11 protein-coding genes are annotated in these 13668 nt (G+C 69.7%); 6 read left to right on the forward strand and 5 right to left on the reverse strand.

Annotated features, from left to right (window positions below; genetic code table 11):
* Nucleotides 1-14 precede the first annotated feature (14 nt).
* Both ACN27B_RS30800 and ACN27B_RS30805 read right to left on the reverse strand, forming a co-directional pair.
* Nucleotides 15-404 carry a hypothetical protein gene (locus ACN27B_RS30800; protein ID WP_091573452.1) on the reverse strand — a complete coding sequence of 130 codons (390 nt, stop codon included), beginning with the start codon at nt 402-404 and terminating at the stop codon, nt 15-17.
* Nucleotides 405-444: 40 nt separating this feature from the next.
* Entirely contained in the window at nt 445-1140 is a 696-nt protein-coding gene (locus ACN27B_RS30805) for a hypothetical protein (RefSeq protein ID WP_099164423.1), read from the reverse strand.
* A 19-nt stretch (nt 1141-1159) separates the two neighbouring features.
* Here ACN27B_RS30805 and ACN27B_RS30810 point away from each other — a divergent pair, with 19 nt between their 5' ends.
* The 3 genes from ACN27B_RS30810 (at nt 1160) to ACN27B_RS30820 (ending at nt 3854) form a co-directional block, all read left to right on the forward strand.
* Nucleotides 1160-1330 carry a hypothetical protein gene (locus ACN27B_RS30810; RefSeq protein ID WP_172967964.1) on the forward strand — a complete coding sequence of 57 codons (171 nt, stop codon included), beginning with the start codon at nt 1160-1162 and terminating at the stop codon, nt 1328-1330.
* A 44-nt stretch (nt 1331-1374) separates the two neighbouring features.
* Nucleotides 1375-2187, forward strand: a complete 813-nt coding sequence (locus ACN27B_RS30815) for a hypothetical protein (protein ID WP_422742849.1) — start codon at nt 1375-1377, stop codon at nt 2185-2187.
* Between the two features lie 1019 nt (nt 2188-3206).
* Nucleotides 3207-3854: a C39 family peptidase gene (locus tag ACN27B_RS30820; RefSeq protein ID WP_422742851.1), complete on the forward strand. Its 648-nt coding sequence runs from the start codon at nt 3207-3209 to the stop codon at nt 3852-3854.
* Nucleotides 3855-3904: 50 nt separating this feature from the next.
* Here the strand turns inward: ACN27B_RS30820 and ACN27B_RS30825 are convergent, their stop codons facing one another.
* Entirely contained in the window at nt 3905-4558 is a 654-nt protein-coding gene (locus ACN27B_RS30825) for a DedA family protein (protein ID WP_099164420.1), read from the reverse strand.
* A gap of 224 nt (nt 4559-4782) precedes the next feature.
* Between ACN27B_RS30825 and ACN27B_RS30830 the strand changes: the two genes are divergently transcribed.
* From ACN27B_RS30830 to ACN27B_RS30840, 3 genes are all read left to right on the forward strand, one after another.
* Nucleotides 4783-7638 carry an aconitate hydratase gene (locus ACN27B_RS30830; RefSeq protein ID WP_091573447.1) on the forward strand — a complete coding sequence of 952 codons (2856 nt, stop codon included), beginning with the start codon at nt 4783-4785 and terminating at the stop codon, nt 7636-7638.
* A gap of 321 nt (nt 7639-7959) precedes the next feature.
* Nucleotides 7960-8727 carry a Scr1 family TA system antitoxin-like transcriptional regulator gene (locus ACN27B_RS30835; RefSeq protein ID WP_422742854.1) on the forward strand — a complete coding sequence of 256 codons (768 nt, stop codon included), beginning with the start codon at nt 7960-7962 and terminating at the stop codon, nt 8725-8727.
* The gene (locus ACN27B_RS30840) at nt 8718-8903 is read left to right on the forward strand and encodes a DUF397 domain-containing protein (protein ID WP_422742856.1); all 186 of its coding nucleotides are present in this window, start codon (nt 8718-8720) and stop codon (nt 8901-8903) included. Before ACN27B_RS30835 ends, ACN27B_RS30840 begins: the two co-directional genes overlap by 10 nt.
* Before the next feature lie 278 nt (nt 8904-9181).
* Here ACN27B_RS30840 and ACN27B_RS30845 read toward each other — a convergent pair whose 3' ends face one another.
* A complete protein-coding gene (locus ACN27B_RS30845; RefSeq protein WP_099164417.1) occupies nt 9182-9574 on the reverse strand; it encodes a PH domain-containing protein in 393 nt (130 codons plus the stop codon).
* A 423-nt stretch (nt 9575-9997) separates the two neighbouring features.
* On the reverse strand, nt 9998-13294 hold the full coding sequence (locus ACN27B_RS30850; RefSeq protein WP_253866274.1) for an RHS repeat-associated core domain-containing protein: 3297 nt from the start codon (nt 13292-13294) through the stop codon (nt 9998-10000).
* Nucleotides 13295-13668: the final 374 nt, after the last annotated feature.

Below are 13668 nucleotides of genomic sequence, written 5' to 3' on the forward strand. Positions count from 1 at the left end.
CACCCGGGGGCGGTTCAGGCGGTGCGGATGACGGTGCAGATCACCGGGCCCTCGTCGGTGGTCCGCAGCACGTAGCGGTAGCGCTCGCCCGGCACCGCGCCACCCTGGCTGTCCAGGAACTCCCACCGCACCGCCACCTCGGTGAGCAGCGCCGACACCTGCTGCACGTCCTCGATCTGGGCGTTCGCGGCGACCAGTTCCCGCTCCTGGTAGTCGGGTGCGGCGCCGACGAAGCTCAGCGCCACGGCGGCCGGTGAGGTGAACGAGAAGCTGTAGGTGTCGGCGACCACCAGCCCGGGCAGGGCGTAGCAGCCGGCGATGGCCGGCACGTCGGCGGTGGTCAGCGCCACGCCGTACCGGTCGAAGAAGTCGGTCAGCGTGTCGAGGTCGGTGGAAGCCGTCACGAGGCTCCTCATTACCGGCCGGCCGACCGGGCAAACCTGGTCAGCGGGGTGGGATGCGCACCTCGATCTCGGCGCCGAGCTGCGCGCCGCCGGTCAGGGCCAGGTCGTCGCCGCTCCAGAACCGCCCCGGGTCGTACCAGTTGGGGCGCCGGCCGGCGGGCAGCAGCCCCATCGCCTCGTAGGTCACCGCGACCACCTCCGCGCAGTACGCCGTCTCCAGCGCCCGGTCGCGGCCGGAGGTCCGGCCACCCTCGGTCGACCCGCTCCCGTCCGTCGGCAGGCCCCCGTCCGGGGTGGACGGACGGCGGCGGGGGTGCGGCACCCGACCCCGGGCCCAGCGCCAGGCGAGCTGCGCCGTCGACGGGAAGGGCGTTCCGTCGAGGCGGGCCACGGTACGCAGCACCGCCTCCTCCATCGCGGCGTCGACCGGCGGTTCGAGCTGACGCAGCCAGCCCCGCTGGCCGTAGCGGTTGGCCCAGACGCAGACCGCGTCGCGCAGGTCATGTAGTTGCACGCCGCGCTGGTGCGTGCCGGTCCACATGTCCGGCAGCGAGCGGCCCAGCTCCGCGTGCCACATCAACGGCGGCATGTCGTCCAGCACCACCGCCATGCCCACGTGGTTGACCGGGCTGTTGGTGGTGAACTGGATGGCCCGATCGGGCACGCTGCGTCCGCGGAACACCCACAGGTCGCCGGTGCGGGTCAGCTCCACGGCCTCGTCCAGGCTGATGCTCATGGAGGACTACCCTAAGCCGATGCGGCAACGAGTGCGGTGGTGGAAGCTGCTCGGCCTGGCCGGTCTCGCCGGCGTCGCGGCGACGGGCGTGGTGGTGGCCCGGGCGGAACGACGGCGGCGGGCGTACACGCCGGAGGAGATCCGGGACCGGCTGCGCGAGCGGCACGCGAAGGCTTCTTCCTCCTCCTGACTGGAGGGTTACGGGCGGCGGTGACCTGCCCTATCATCGGTGCGATGGGAAACAGTTTCTGGGAGACACAGTTTATTCTCGATCCGCCGGTTGCCCCGGTCGAGCGGCACGGCGACGTCGAACTGCACCTGCCCGCCGGCGACGGCCCTCACCCGGGGGTCGTGGTGGTGCACGGCGTTCCCGGGCCTCCGGAGGCGCCGGACGCCCGGGACTGGCCGCTCTACCGCGGCTACGGCGCCCTGCTCGCCGACCGAGGCGCGGTCGTCGCGATCCCCCGGCTCGCCGTGGCGAGCCCCGACGACCTGACCACCGTCGCCACCCGCGTCGTCGACGCCGCCGCCCTGCTCCGGGCCGATCCCCGCGTCGACAGCGACCGGTTGGCAGTGTGGTTCTTCTCCGGCGCGGGCCTGCTGCTCGGCGACTGGCTGCGCGACCCGCCCCGTTGGCTGCGCGGCCTCGCCGCGACGTACCCGCTGCTGGCACCCCTGCCCGAATGGCCCCCGATCGACCGGCGTTTCCACCCGCTCGACGCCCTCACCCCGCCCACTCCCACTCCCCCCGCAGCCGACGCCATCGGACCGGCGGGCGCGGTCGGCGCGGCGGGCACGGGCTCGGCCGGTGTGGTTTCCGCCGCCGGCGCTTCGCCGACGCTCGTGCTGACCCGGGTCGGGCGGGACCGACCCGAGGTCGCCTCCACCGTCGCGGCGTTCACCGCCGCCGCCGAGCGACAGGGTTGGCCGATGCGCGTGGTGGACGTACCGAACGGACGGCACGGATTCGACGCTCTGGACCACACCGAGGAATCCCGGACTGCCGTCCGCTCCGCCCGAGATGCCCTGCTCGACCTGCTCACCTGACGTCCCGATCCATGACGCCGAGGTGGCGGCGACACGGCGGGGTCTCGTCGCGGCGACGCGGCTGGTGTCGGGTGCCGACCCTCGGGTGGGACGCCCGGGGTGACCTGGGCCGGCTGTCGGTGCGTCGGACCGTGACATTCGCGTGTCCGCCACCCGGCCGCTGAACGCGAACGATGCCGGGCCGGTGGCTCGGTCGCCGCCCGCGCCCAGGACGGGTCGGCCACAGCCCGCGCCCGCAGCACTCGCCTCCGCAACGCCTTTCGAGCTGATATCAGAAACGACTCGGGGCGCCGGTGCCCGCCCGCTCCGGGAACGCGTGAGTCGCTGACGGCATCAGCTCGAAAGGCACCGTGACCGCGTTGACCGTGTCGAAGAACGGCACGTCGAGGGCGTCGCCCGGCCCGTGCCGGGTCCACCAGACGCCCCCGTCCGTGGCGCCCGCCGGCCCGATGCCAACTGCGCCGGCTGGGGTGAGCCGCCGCCTCGCCTCAGCATCGCTCCCCTGCGAGACACCCGAGATCGGTAGGAAACGGCCCCGATCGGGGCCGTTTCCTACCGAGATTTCGCGACCGCCGACCAGAAGCCGGCGTCGGCGCGGACAGCGTCGACGGCGATGTGCCCGTGATGTCCGGTTCGGCGAGCCGCCGCGTGCGGGGCTGCGTGCCATGAGCCGTTTGTCCGGTTCGGCCGTGGTCGGCGCCACCGTGAGCGTGGAATCGGTGCCGGGGGTCAGGCGTTGTACCGGGTAGACCGCGCGCCCCCCGACCGTCGCGTCGGCAGGCCAGGCCCGGTCGGAATGGATCGGCCGCCACTGGTGGTTACACACCCCGACCCCGGCAGGCCGCCCGGTTGGAATGACCGGCCCCCGGCCGGTGGTTACATCCCCCTTGAGCCGCCCGTGCAGGCCACCCGCTGGCCGCCGGACAGGCGCCCCCGGGCCGCCGGGCTTTCAGACTTCCCCCTCTTCGCACGGCACCCCCGTGCCGTGTCCCCCCAACCCCCCCTTGGGAGGCACCATCATGGCTACCACCCTGCTGCGTAAGACCGTCCTGACCGCTGCCGGTATCGCCGCGACCGCCGGTGGCATCGCCGGCCCCGCGATCGCCGCCCACGCCAGCCCGGCCGAGAAGACCACCACCATGGCCGCCAAGAGCGGACACGGTGAGCGGGAACTCGACGTGCGCTACGAGGCCCAGCCCAACTTCTACTACTGCGGCCCCGCCGCCGCCCGCAACGCCATCAGCGTCCTGGGCAAGAACATCGACGTCGACGCCATGGCCCGCGAAATGGGCACCACCGAAGCCGGCACCAACAGCATCAACGACATCACCCCCGTCCTGAACAAGGAAACCGGCAAGCCCTACCGCTCCGTCGAAATCAAGAGCGGTAAGGCCGACGACAAGCAGACCGACACCCTGCGCACCGACATCGTGCGCACCATCGACGACGGCCGCGCCATCGTCGCCAACATCGCCGGCACCGCCACCGACACCGACGGCACCACCCACTCCTTCGAAGGCGGCCACTACATCAGCGTCATCGGCTACCGCGACAACGGCACCACCGTCACCATCGCCGACAGCGCCAACCCGAACACCGCCACCTACCGGATGAGCATCGACAACCTCGCCGACTGGATCGCCACCCGCGGCTACAGCACCAGCTGACCCACCAACACAGCAAAGGGCCCGACCCCACCACGGGGCCGGGCCCTTTCTCAGCGTTCCGTCGCCCCGACCGGCTCGGCCTGGTCGGGCGTCTCGACCGGGCCCAGCCGCTTCGCGCGGCGGCGCAGCCACGCGGTGCTGACCAGGCCGGCCAGCACGGCGAGCACCAGCCCGGCCCAGGAGATGTCCTTGAGCCAGTGCTCGGCGGCCCGCCCGACGGAGAACAACAGGTAGGTGGTGCCGAACGCCCAGACCAGACCGCCGGCCGCGTTCGCCACCAGGAACCGCCGGTACGGCACGTGCAGCGCCCCGGCCAGCGGGCCGGCGAGGATGCGCAGCAGCGCGACGAACCGCCCGAAGAAGACCGCCCAGACACCGTGACGGGCGAAGCTCTGCTCGGCGCGGGCCAGGTGCGCCGGGCCGAGGTGCTTGGGGAAGCGCCGACCCAGCCGTTCGAGCAGCGGCCGGCCGCCGCGGCGGCCCACCGCGTACCCGATGGAGTCGCCGACGATCGCGCCGGTCGCGGCGGCGATGGCCACCCACTCGGGCTGGACCACCCCGGCGGCGGCGAGCAGGGCGGAGCTGACCAGCACGATCTCGCCGGGCAGTGGGATGCCCATGCTCTCGACGCCGATCACCCCGCCCACGATCAGGTAGATCACGCCCGGGGGTAGCGCGGAGAGCCAGTGCTGCACGTCGACCACACGCCGACCCTACCCGCGCGACGTCGCCTCCCGAGGGCCCGAAGGACACGTGTGGACCCGTCGCCGGCCGGGAGCCCTCCGCGTCCCGCACGCTGGCACGAGGTTGCGCGAATAGCAAGACGGACGTACGGTTTTGTAGAGACCGACGTAGGTAAGTGTCGCCTAAGCACGGCGGCGCCCCGGTCGGTGCGACAAACTGCTCAGGACTACTCACGGTCGCTGGTGTGAAGGAGTACGACGTGGCGAGCCTCGACACCTTCGGTGCGAAGACCCAGCTACGCGTCGGAGACGCGAGCTACGAGATTTTCAGGATCGACAAGGTGGAGGGCCACGATCGGCTGCCCTACAGCTTGAAGATCCTGCTGGAGAACCTGCTGCGGACCGAGGACGGCGCGAACATCACCGCCGACCACATCCAGCAGCTCGGCGCGTGGGACCCCACCGCCGACCCGAGCGTGGAGATCCAGTTCACCCCGGCCCGGGTGCTGATGCAGGACTTCACCGGTGTGCCCTGCGTCGTCGACCTGGCCACCATGCGCGAGGCGGTCCGCGACCTCGGCGGCGACGCCACCAAGGTGAACCCGCTCGCCCCGGCCGAGCTGGTCATCGACCACTCCGTCATCGCCGACCTGTTCGGCCGCGAGGACGCCTTCGAGCGCAACGTCGAGCTGGAGTACGAGCGCAACAAGGAGCGCTACCAGTTCCTGCGCTGGGGCCAGACCGCGTTCAACGAGTTCAAGGTCGTCCCGCCGGGCACCGGCATCGTGCACCAGGTCAACATCGAGTACCTGGCCCGTACGATCATGGAGCGCAACGGCCAGGCGTACCCGGACACGGTCGTCGGCACCGACTCGCACACCACCATGGTCAACGGCCTGGGCGTGCTGGGTTGGGGCGTCGGTGGCATCGAGGCCGAGGCCGCGATGCTCGGCCAGCCGGTCAGCATGCTGATCCCGCGCGTTGTCGGCTTCAAGCTCTCCGGCGAGATGCCGGCCGGCACCACCGCCACCGACCTGGTGCTCACCATCACCGAGATGCTGCGGAAGCACGGCGTGGTCGGCAAGTTCGTCGAGTTCTACGGCCCGGGCGTGAGCGCGGTGCCGCTGGCCAACCGCGCCACCATCGGCAACATGTCGCCGGAGTACGGCTCGACCGTGGCGATCTTCCCGATCGACGCCGAGACCGTCCGCTACCTGGAGCTGACCGGCCGCGACGCGTCTCAGGTCGCGCTGGTCGAGGCGTACGCCAAGGAGCAGGGCCTCTGGCACGACCCGGCGCGCGAGCCGGAGTACTCGGAGCGCCTGGAGCTGGACCTCGGCACCATCGAGCCGTCCCTGGCCGGCCCGAAGCGCCCGCAGGACCGGGTGCCGCTGGGCAGCGCCAAGACGCTGTTCCGCTCGGCGCTGACCGACTACGTGGCCGCCGACGAGACCGGCGGCGACCCGGGTCGCAAGCCCGGCGTGCCGCAGCAGGAGAAGCCGTTCGGCACCGACGGCCCGGCCGACGAGGCCAGCGCCGAGTCCTTCCCGGCCAGCGATGCCCCGGCCAACGGCGTCAACGACCCGGCGGACGCGCCGCGCGACCTGGAGACCGCCGCCGTGGGCGCGGGCGGCCGGGCCACCAACCCGGTACGCGTGACCGGCGCCGACGGCGTCGAGTACGAGCTGGACCACGGCGCCGTGGTGATCGCGGCGATCACCTCCTGCACCAACACCTCGAACCCGCAGGTGATGATCGGCGCCGCGCTGCTGGCCCGCAACGCGGTGGAGAAGGGCCTGGCCCGCAAGCCGTGGGTGAAGACCACCCTGGCCCCGGGCTCGAAGGTCGTCATGGACTACTACGACCGCTCCGGCCTCACGCCGTACCTGGAGAAGCTCGGCTTCAACCTGGTCGGCTACGGCTGCACCACCTGCATCGGCAACTCCGGCCCGCTGCCGGAGGAGGTCTCCGCCGCCGTCAACGAGGGCGACCTGGCCGTCGTGTCGGTGCTGTCCGGCAACCGCAACTTCGAGGGCCGGATCAACCCGGACGTCAAGATGAACTACCTGGCGTCCCCGCCGCTGGTGGTCGCGTACGCGCTCGCCGGCACCATGGACATCGACCTGGCCAACGAGCCGATCGGTGAGGACTCGCAGGGCAACCCGGTGTACCTGCGGGAGATCTGGCCGAACACCGCCGAGATCCAGGACGTCATCGCCTCGGCGATCGGCGCGACCGGCTTCAGCTCCGCGTACGCCGACGTGTTCGCCGGCGACGAGCGCTGGCAGTCGCTGCCGACCCCGACCGGTGACACGTTCTCCTGGGACGGCGAGTCGACCTACGTGCGTAAGCCCCCGTACTTCGAGGGCATGCAGCAGCAGCCGACCCCGGTGCAGGACATCGCCGACGCGCGGGTGCTGGCGAAGCTGGGCGACTCGGTGACCACCGACCACATCTCCCCGGCCGGCTCGATCAAGGCGGACTCCCCCGCCGGCACGTACCTGGCCGAGCACGGCGTGGCCCGGCACGAGTTCAACTCGTACGGCTCCCGCCGAGGCAACCACGAGGTGATGATCCGGGGCACGTTCGCCAACATCCGGCTGCGCAACCAGCTCGTCCCGGGGGTGGAGGGTGGCTTCACGGTCAACCACCTCACCGGCGAGCAGTCCTCGATCTACGACGCCTCGATGGCCTACCAGGAGGCGGGCGTCCCGCTGGTCATCCTGGCCGGCAAGGAGTACGGCTCGGGTTCGTCGCGGGACTGGGCGGCCAAGGGCACCATGCTGCTGGGCGTGAAGGCGGTCATCGCCGAGTCGTACGAGCGGATCCACCGCTCGAACCTGATCGGCATGGGCGTGCTGCCGCTGCAGTTCCCGGTGGACACCACCGCCGAGTCGCTGGGCCTGACCGGCACGGAGACGTTCTCGATCAGCGGCGTCACCGCGCTGAACGACGGCGACACCCCGCGCACGGTGAAGGTCACCACCGACACCGGCGTGGAGTTCGACGCCGTGGTCCGCATCGACACGCCGGGTGAGGCGGACTACTACCGGCACGGCGGCATCCTGCAGTACGTGCTGCGCCGCATGATCGCCAGCTGAGTTCGGATGTAAGGAAGGGCCCCTTTTTAACAGCGAGCTGTTAAAAAGGGGCCCTTCCTCTACCCCAGGCGTTAATAGGGGGCCCTTCCTTACACCCTCAGCGCAGCCGGAGGGCGACGGCGCGTGCCTCGGAGTCAGGTGAGCGGCGGGAACCACAGGAAGCGCCGCACGATCGCGATCGGTCAGCGGCAGCACCACCCGGGGGTACGCCGATGTCGGTGTCGGTTCGGTCATGCCTCCACCATGCCGAGGGTGCCCGAACAATCACACAGCGTTGTGCAATCTCCTTCGGACGGTTCTTTGCTCCGGGGAGGAACGGGCATGAACCATGCCTTCGTCACCGCGCTGGCCGGCGCCGGCCACACCGCCGAGAGCCTGGCGGAGCGGCTCGGCCTGCACCCGAAGACGGTGGCCCGGTGGGCGAACCCCGGGCACATCCCGCAGAGCCGGCACCGCGCGACTGTGGCGAACCTGCTGGGCCAGCCGATCGAGGCGCTCTGGCCGGACGTGATCCGCCGTCACGAGCCGGTGTGGTTCCGCCCGTGGGTGGACATCGAACGCGAGGCGGTCGCGCTGCGCGCCTTCCAACTGGCGTGGGTGCCGGGCCTGTTGCAGACCGAGGCGTATGCCCGGGCCACGTTCATCGGCCAGCCGCTGACCGCCGACGAGGTCACCGACCTGGTCACCGCCCGGCTGGACCGGCAGGGCATCCTCACCCGGGCGCGCGGGCCGCTGTACGTCGTGGTGCTCGACGAGCAGGTGCTGCGCCGCGCCGCCGCCGGCGACCGGGCACTGATGGCCGCGCAGGTGACCTATCTGCTCGCCTGCGCCGAGCTGCCGAACGTGCAGCTCCACGTGGTGCCGGTGGACACGCCGACCTATCCCGGGCTGGACGGCCCGTTCGTCATCGCGGAGCTGCGCGACGGCACTCGGGTGGCGCATGTGGACAGCCAGGCCCGCGCGCAGATCATCGAGCAGCCTTCGGAGATTGCTACCCTGGAGCGCCGGTGGGAACGCATCCGGGGCGAGGCGCTGCCCCGCGCGCGGACCCTGGAACTGTTGAGGGAAGCGGCGGCGGCATGGACCTGAGCAGCGCCCGGTGGCGCAAGAGCACCCGCAGCGGCGGCAACGGCGGCAACTGCGTGGAGGTCGCCGGCAACCTGCCCGGTGTGGTCGGCGTCCGCGACTCGAAGGACCTGGCCGGACCGGTGCTCACCTTCACCCCGGCTGCGTGGACCCGGTTCATGACGTCGACCCGACGCTGAGGTGGCCAGGGCTGCATCAGGCGAGCCTCACCAGCCCTGATCCGGGGCACATTTCCCTACCGGTCGCCAGGGAAGCACGGCCGGTTGTCGATCTCGTCAACGTTCATGCCCCGCGCCGGCCGTCGGACGTCACCAGCCGGATGTCAGTCTTCGCGGCTTCGGTCAGGAACAACGACGCACCCGACCTGCCGAGCGGCGACCGGACGCGTGGCCTCTGGGCCGCTGGGGACGAACGCCATAGGCGCCGCCCCCAACGCCGCCGTTTCCTGACGTGAACCTCAGGTGCCAGCCGGCCGGCCACGTTCCTTGCCCAGCGCCGCGACGAAGAAATCGCCCCCGTCCTTGTCGACCCCCGACACCTCGATCACCTCATCGCCGGACACGGTGATCGTTCCCAGGTTGACGCCCGTCTTCCACTCGACATTCTCGATGCGATCCAGCGAGGCGGAGACGAAGTCGTCACGGACGAGGCCGTCGAAGAAAAAGAAGACGCGCTGGCCGGTCAGGACCAAGAGGCCGTTACCGGGTCCATGCCTGCCGGCAACCAGGGCCTTGACCCGCTCCTCCGGCTGGAGATGGGATTCCAGCTCCTTGAGCTCGCGCCCTGCCCCGATTCGGGAACCCATCCGCTCGACGGCCGCCGCGACATCAACCGTGTGCTGTTCACTCATCCTCAATCAATCCTCGAGAGAGTAGGGACCACTGGCTGGCAGAAAACTTTGTCACAACCGCCCGCGCCGAGCACCGTAGGGAACGCCGACAAGCACGATGAGAATCAACACGCCACCGATAACCGCCATCGTGATCCCTCGGGAGTCACCATTGACGACTCTGACGACCCCCCACACGAGCACAATCAACGACAACACTCCCGTGGCTGCTGCCAGAGCACGCATCAGGCTCTTACTGTAAGGGCCACCAGAATCCGAGGTCGGGTGGTTGGCCATTCAATCCTCCCATATCTGGGTCGTCGCACGGATTGGGCGAGAGTGGTGGCGCCTCCAAACCATTTCTGGCATTTTCGGCGCCACCACTCGGCTAGCTACCCGATTGACCGTTGTGGCAAACTCGCCTCACCGGCCAGCGTCGTCGAGTTACGACACCGCATCGCCCGCCTTCGACGCCAGAGCCATGCACCCCAGCTGACCGATCACCATCGAGGCACCGGCTGTCGCGGGAGCAGCGAGACCCAGGACGAAGTTACAGCCGACTTCCACCGCAAGACTGACCGCAAGGGACGCAGCCTGGTCCTCAAGGGCGTCCGTATCCCCGCTGGCGAAGTTGACGGCGGCTTCGCCGAGGTCTCCATACCAACCGATGTCGCCGAGAATATCGGCAATGCTCTCCCCAGTCGGGTCGGTGTAGTTGACGGGGTTGGCACCCGCGTAGGCGTATCGGTTTCCGTTCCGCGGGTTGCCGATGAAGCTCAGGCTGTCCTGTTGCGTGAAGCGACCCTGCTGGGGGTTGTACCAACGCTGCCCCAACTTGGTGAAGCCGGTCGTGGAGTCGTAGGTGCCGCCGGTGTAGCGAATGAGGTTGCTGGCGCCGAGGTTGTACTCGTCCGTGGTGGTGGCGTTGCCGTAGGGGTCGTACCTGTACGTGGCAGCAAGGGTGCCATTGGCCTTGACGACCGCCACCGGCGTGCCGAGCCCGTCGAGGACGAAGGCGGTGTCGATGCCGTTGATCCTGAGGCCGAGCGGCGTGCCGAGGCCGTCGCGCTCCACGTAGACGGTCGTGCCACTGGCGGTCCAGGACTGGAGCCAGGGCATGCCGTGCTGGTCCTCGTAGCCGTACTGCATCGTGGTGGTTCCGACGCGGGTCAGCTCGACCTGGTCGGCGCCGGCGTAGGCGAACGTGCCGGAGTTCGCGGTGGCCATCTGGCTCGCGCCGTTGTAGGTCATCGGGTTGACCGACGGGTTGCTGGCGCGGGTCTGGTTGCCGCGGTTGTCGTAGGTGTTGTTCGTGGTGGTGACCTGGTTGGCGGTGTTGAACGTCAGGGTCTGGGTGGTGGTGCCGTCGACCTTGACGGTCTTGCGGTTTCCGTTGCTGTCGTACGTGTAGTCGTAGGTCTTGCCGTTGTAGTTGGTGGCCTTGGTCAGCCGGTTGGACTTGTCGTAGGTGAACTGGCTGATCGCGCCGGACGTCTCGTCCTTCTGCCACTGCCGCAGCCCGGTGTCGTCACCGCTGGCGGTGGAGCACGGTTGGCCGGAGGTGTACTTGGCGTAGCAGTAGGTCACGTCGAACACCGTCGCGGGGGCGGCGGAGTTGCGGGTGGCCGTGATCCGGGTGGGCCGGTCCGACTTGTCGTAGGTGGTCTTGACACGCAGGGCGTAGACGCTGTTGCCCTCGTTGCTGGCGAACCACATGTTCTCGCGGTTGCCGTCGTCGTCGTAGGAGTAGTTGTAGCGGGTGCCGCTGGCGGTGTCGGTGCGGACCAGCCAGTTGCGGCTGTTGTAGTAGTGCTTCGTGGTGCCGCGACCGTCGGTGATCCCGGTCAGGTTGCCCGCCAGATCGTGGTCGTAGATGAAGGTCGCGGTGCCGGGGTTCGTGCGCCGGTGAAGCCGGTTGAGTGCGTCCCAGTCGTAGGTGGTGGTGCCGGTGGCGTCGGTGCGGGTGACCAGGTTGCCGGCGCGCCCATACTCGTAGGTGACGTCGGACATCGTGCCGCAGCCGGAGTAGCTGGTCTTGCGGACCCGGTCGTCCTTCGTCCACTCGAAGGTGGTGGTGCACGCGCCCTGGGTCACCGTGGCGATGCGGCCGAGGATGTCGTAGGTGAACGACTTGACCGCCAGCCCGTTGCCGGTAGGCGGGGTGACCGTCTTGATCTGCTTGTCGCCGTCGTAGGCGTAGGTGGTGGGGTTGCCGGTGTTCGCCGGGTCGGTGGAGGTCTTGACCGTGCCGTCGGTGTTGTAGTCGACCTCGGCCTTGGCGGCGAGCGCGTCGGCGGTGGAGGTGCGGTTGCCGGCGCCGTTGTAGGTGTAGGTGGAGGAGTTGTTCTGGGCGTCGGTCGCCGAGGACGGCTGGAAGTTCGCCGTCGGGTTCGTCGAGGTCGCCGCGTTCGCGTACGCGGCCGACGCGCTGGCCCCGGACGGCGACGCCGACTTCGTCAGCGACTGCTCGGCGTTGGCGCCGAAGGTGTTGGTGACCGTGCTGCCCTTCGGGCTGACGTCGGTCTTGACGTCCTGCCACGGCGTGTAGGTCTTGGACCGCTCGTTACCGGCCGGGTCGGTGGCCTTGGTGACCCGCTTGTCGCTGTTCAGGTCATACGTGGTGTGCGGCACCGAGGCGACCGGCTGGGACAGGTCCTGCCGGGGGTCGGCCACCATCGTCTGCGACGACGTCGGGTACGCGAACCGGGTGGTCGCGCCCTGGCCGGTGGCGTTGTCGGTGACCTGGGTGAACGAGGTGACCCGGTGCTGACCATCGTAGGTGACGGTGCTGAAGGTGTCGTCCTTGTTCCAGATCTTCACCAGGTCGCCGGCGGTGTTGTACTCGAACGCCCACTGCCGGGTCGCCCCCAGCAGGTCGATCGCCTGGAGGCGGTTGTTGGTGTCGTACTTGTAGGACACCTCGCGGATGACGGTGTAGCCGTCGGTCTGCTCGTACTTCGTCAGCCGACCGTTGGCGAACGTGGCCGTGGCCTTGCGCGCGTACTGGCCGCCCCTGTCGGAGACGACCTGGGTGAGCTGGCCGCCGCTGTAGGAGTAGTCGGTGACGTTGTCGTTGCGGTCCTCGGTCTTGTCGAGCAGGCCGTCGGAGGTGAAGAACAGCTTCTTGCCGCTCTCGTTCTCGGTCAGCTTCCAGCCGGTGCCGTTCTTGACCAGCTTGGCCTTGAACTCACCCGGCGTGGTGTAGGCCGACCCGGACCAGGTGAACTTGCCGACCACCCCGTCGGCGGCGGCGTAGGTGACCGACCCGTCGTCGGCCGGGTACAGCTTGACGTCCTGCCCGGCCCGGGTCCGCCAGCCCGGCCCGTGCGCGCCGGCAGACAGGTCGCTGCCCAGCATCAGGCTGTTGAACGACGCGCCCAGCGTCACGTTCCCGGCGATCCCCGGCAGCGTGAGGTCCGTCGTGTTCACCATCAGGTTGCCGGACCCGACGTTGACCTTCACCTCCATCCGGTCGGCCAGCGAGAACGACACCTGCGTGCCGCTGCGTACCGGCCCGGTGCCCTTCGGCACCGACGGCGCCGCCCCCGCGGCGGCCCGTGCCACCGCACGCTGCGGCGAGTCGTACAACCACACCTTCGACGACGACCGGGGCGACACCTCGGGCGCCGACTCCGTCGCCTTCGGCGCGGCGGGCGCGGCGGACGCGGCCGGCGGAACCGCCAGCACCGACGTGGCCAGTAGCGCGGACGCCACCCCCACGACCACTTGACGTTGACCCATCGACACTCCTCACCAGACAGTTTCCCGGCGGACCTGTTTCCGCCGGAAAATGGACGCACCGCACCGTGCCGACCACGACGGAATTCGTGGCAGCACAGGATTCGACGCATCTGCAAAAGCGCAGGCGTCATCGCGGAAAGAGAAAAGAAAAAGCGGATCGGTCAGTACGGGTGACGCAGCCGCCAGGGGCGCGGCTCACGCGCCGCACCAGCATCCACCAGCACGGTCAGGTCCCCACCAAACCGGGGCGCCGCGTCGGCGCACGCCGGAAAAGACTCACTCCAGGGCCGGAAGGCCCCGAGGAATGAGTATGCCGAGACGGCTCAATGGCGCCGCCACACACGCGGCCAGCGCCGCAGGACCTCACTCATGTC

The sequence above is a fragment of the Micromonospora sp. WMMD754 genome, assembly GCF_049315235.1.
Taxonomy (GTDB): Bacteria; Actinomycetota; Actinomycetes; order Mycobacteriales; family Micromonosporaceae; genus Micromonospora; species Micromonospora sediminicola.

Excerpts from the sequence above, each read along its gene's own strand:
- ACN27B_RS30805 (WP_099164423.1), bottom strand. The coding sequence starts at position 1,140 with ATGAGCATCAGCCTGGACGAGGCCGTGGAGCTGACCCGCACCGGCGAC.
- ACN27B_RS30810 (WP_172967964.1), top strand. The coding sequence starts at position 1,160 with ATGCGGCAACGAGTGCGGTGGTGGAAGCTGCTCGGCCTGGCCGGTCTC.
- ACN27B_RS30815 (WP_422742849.1), top strand. The coding sequence starts at position 1,375 with ATGGGAAACAGTTTCTGGGAGACACAGTTTATTCTCGATCCGCCGGTT.
- ACN27B_RS30820 (WP_422742851.1), top strand. The coding sequence starts at position 3,207 with ATGGCTACCACCCTGCTGCGTAAGACCGTCCTGACCGCTGCCGGTATC.
- ACN27B_RS30835 (WP_422742854.1), top strand. The coding sequence starts at position 7,960 with ATGAACCATGCCTTCGTCACCGCGCTGGCCGGCGCCGGCCACACCGCC.
- ACN27B_RS30840 (WP_422742856.1), top strand. The coding sequence starts at position 8,718 with ATGGACCTGAGCAGCGCCCGGTGGCGCAAGAGCACCCGCAGCGGCGGC.
- ACN27B_RS30845 (WP_099164417.1), bottom strand. The coding sequence starts at position 9,574 with ATGAGTGAACAGCACACGGTTGATGTCGCGGCGGCCGTCGAGCGGATG.
- ACN27B_RS30850 (WP_253866274.1), bottom strand. The coding sequence starts at position 13,294 with ATGGGTCAACGTCAAGTGGTCGTGGGGGTGGCGTCCGCGCTACTGGCC.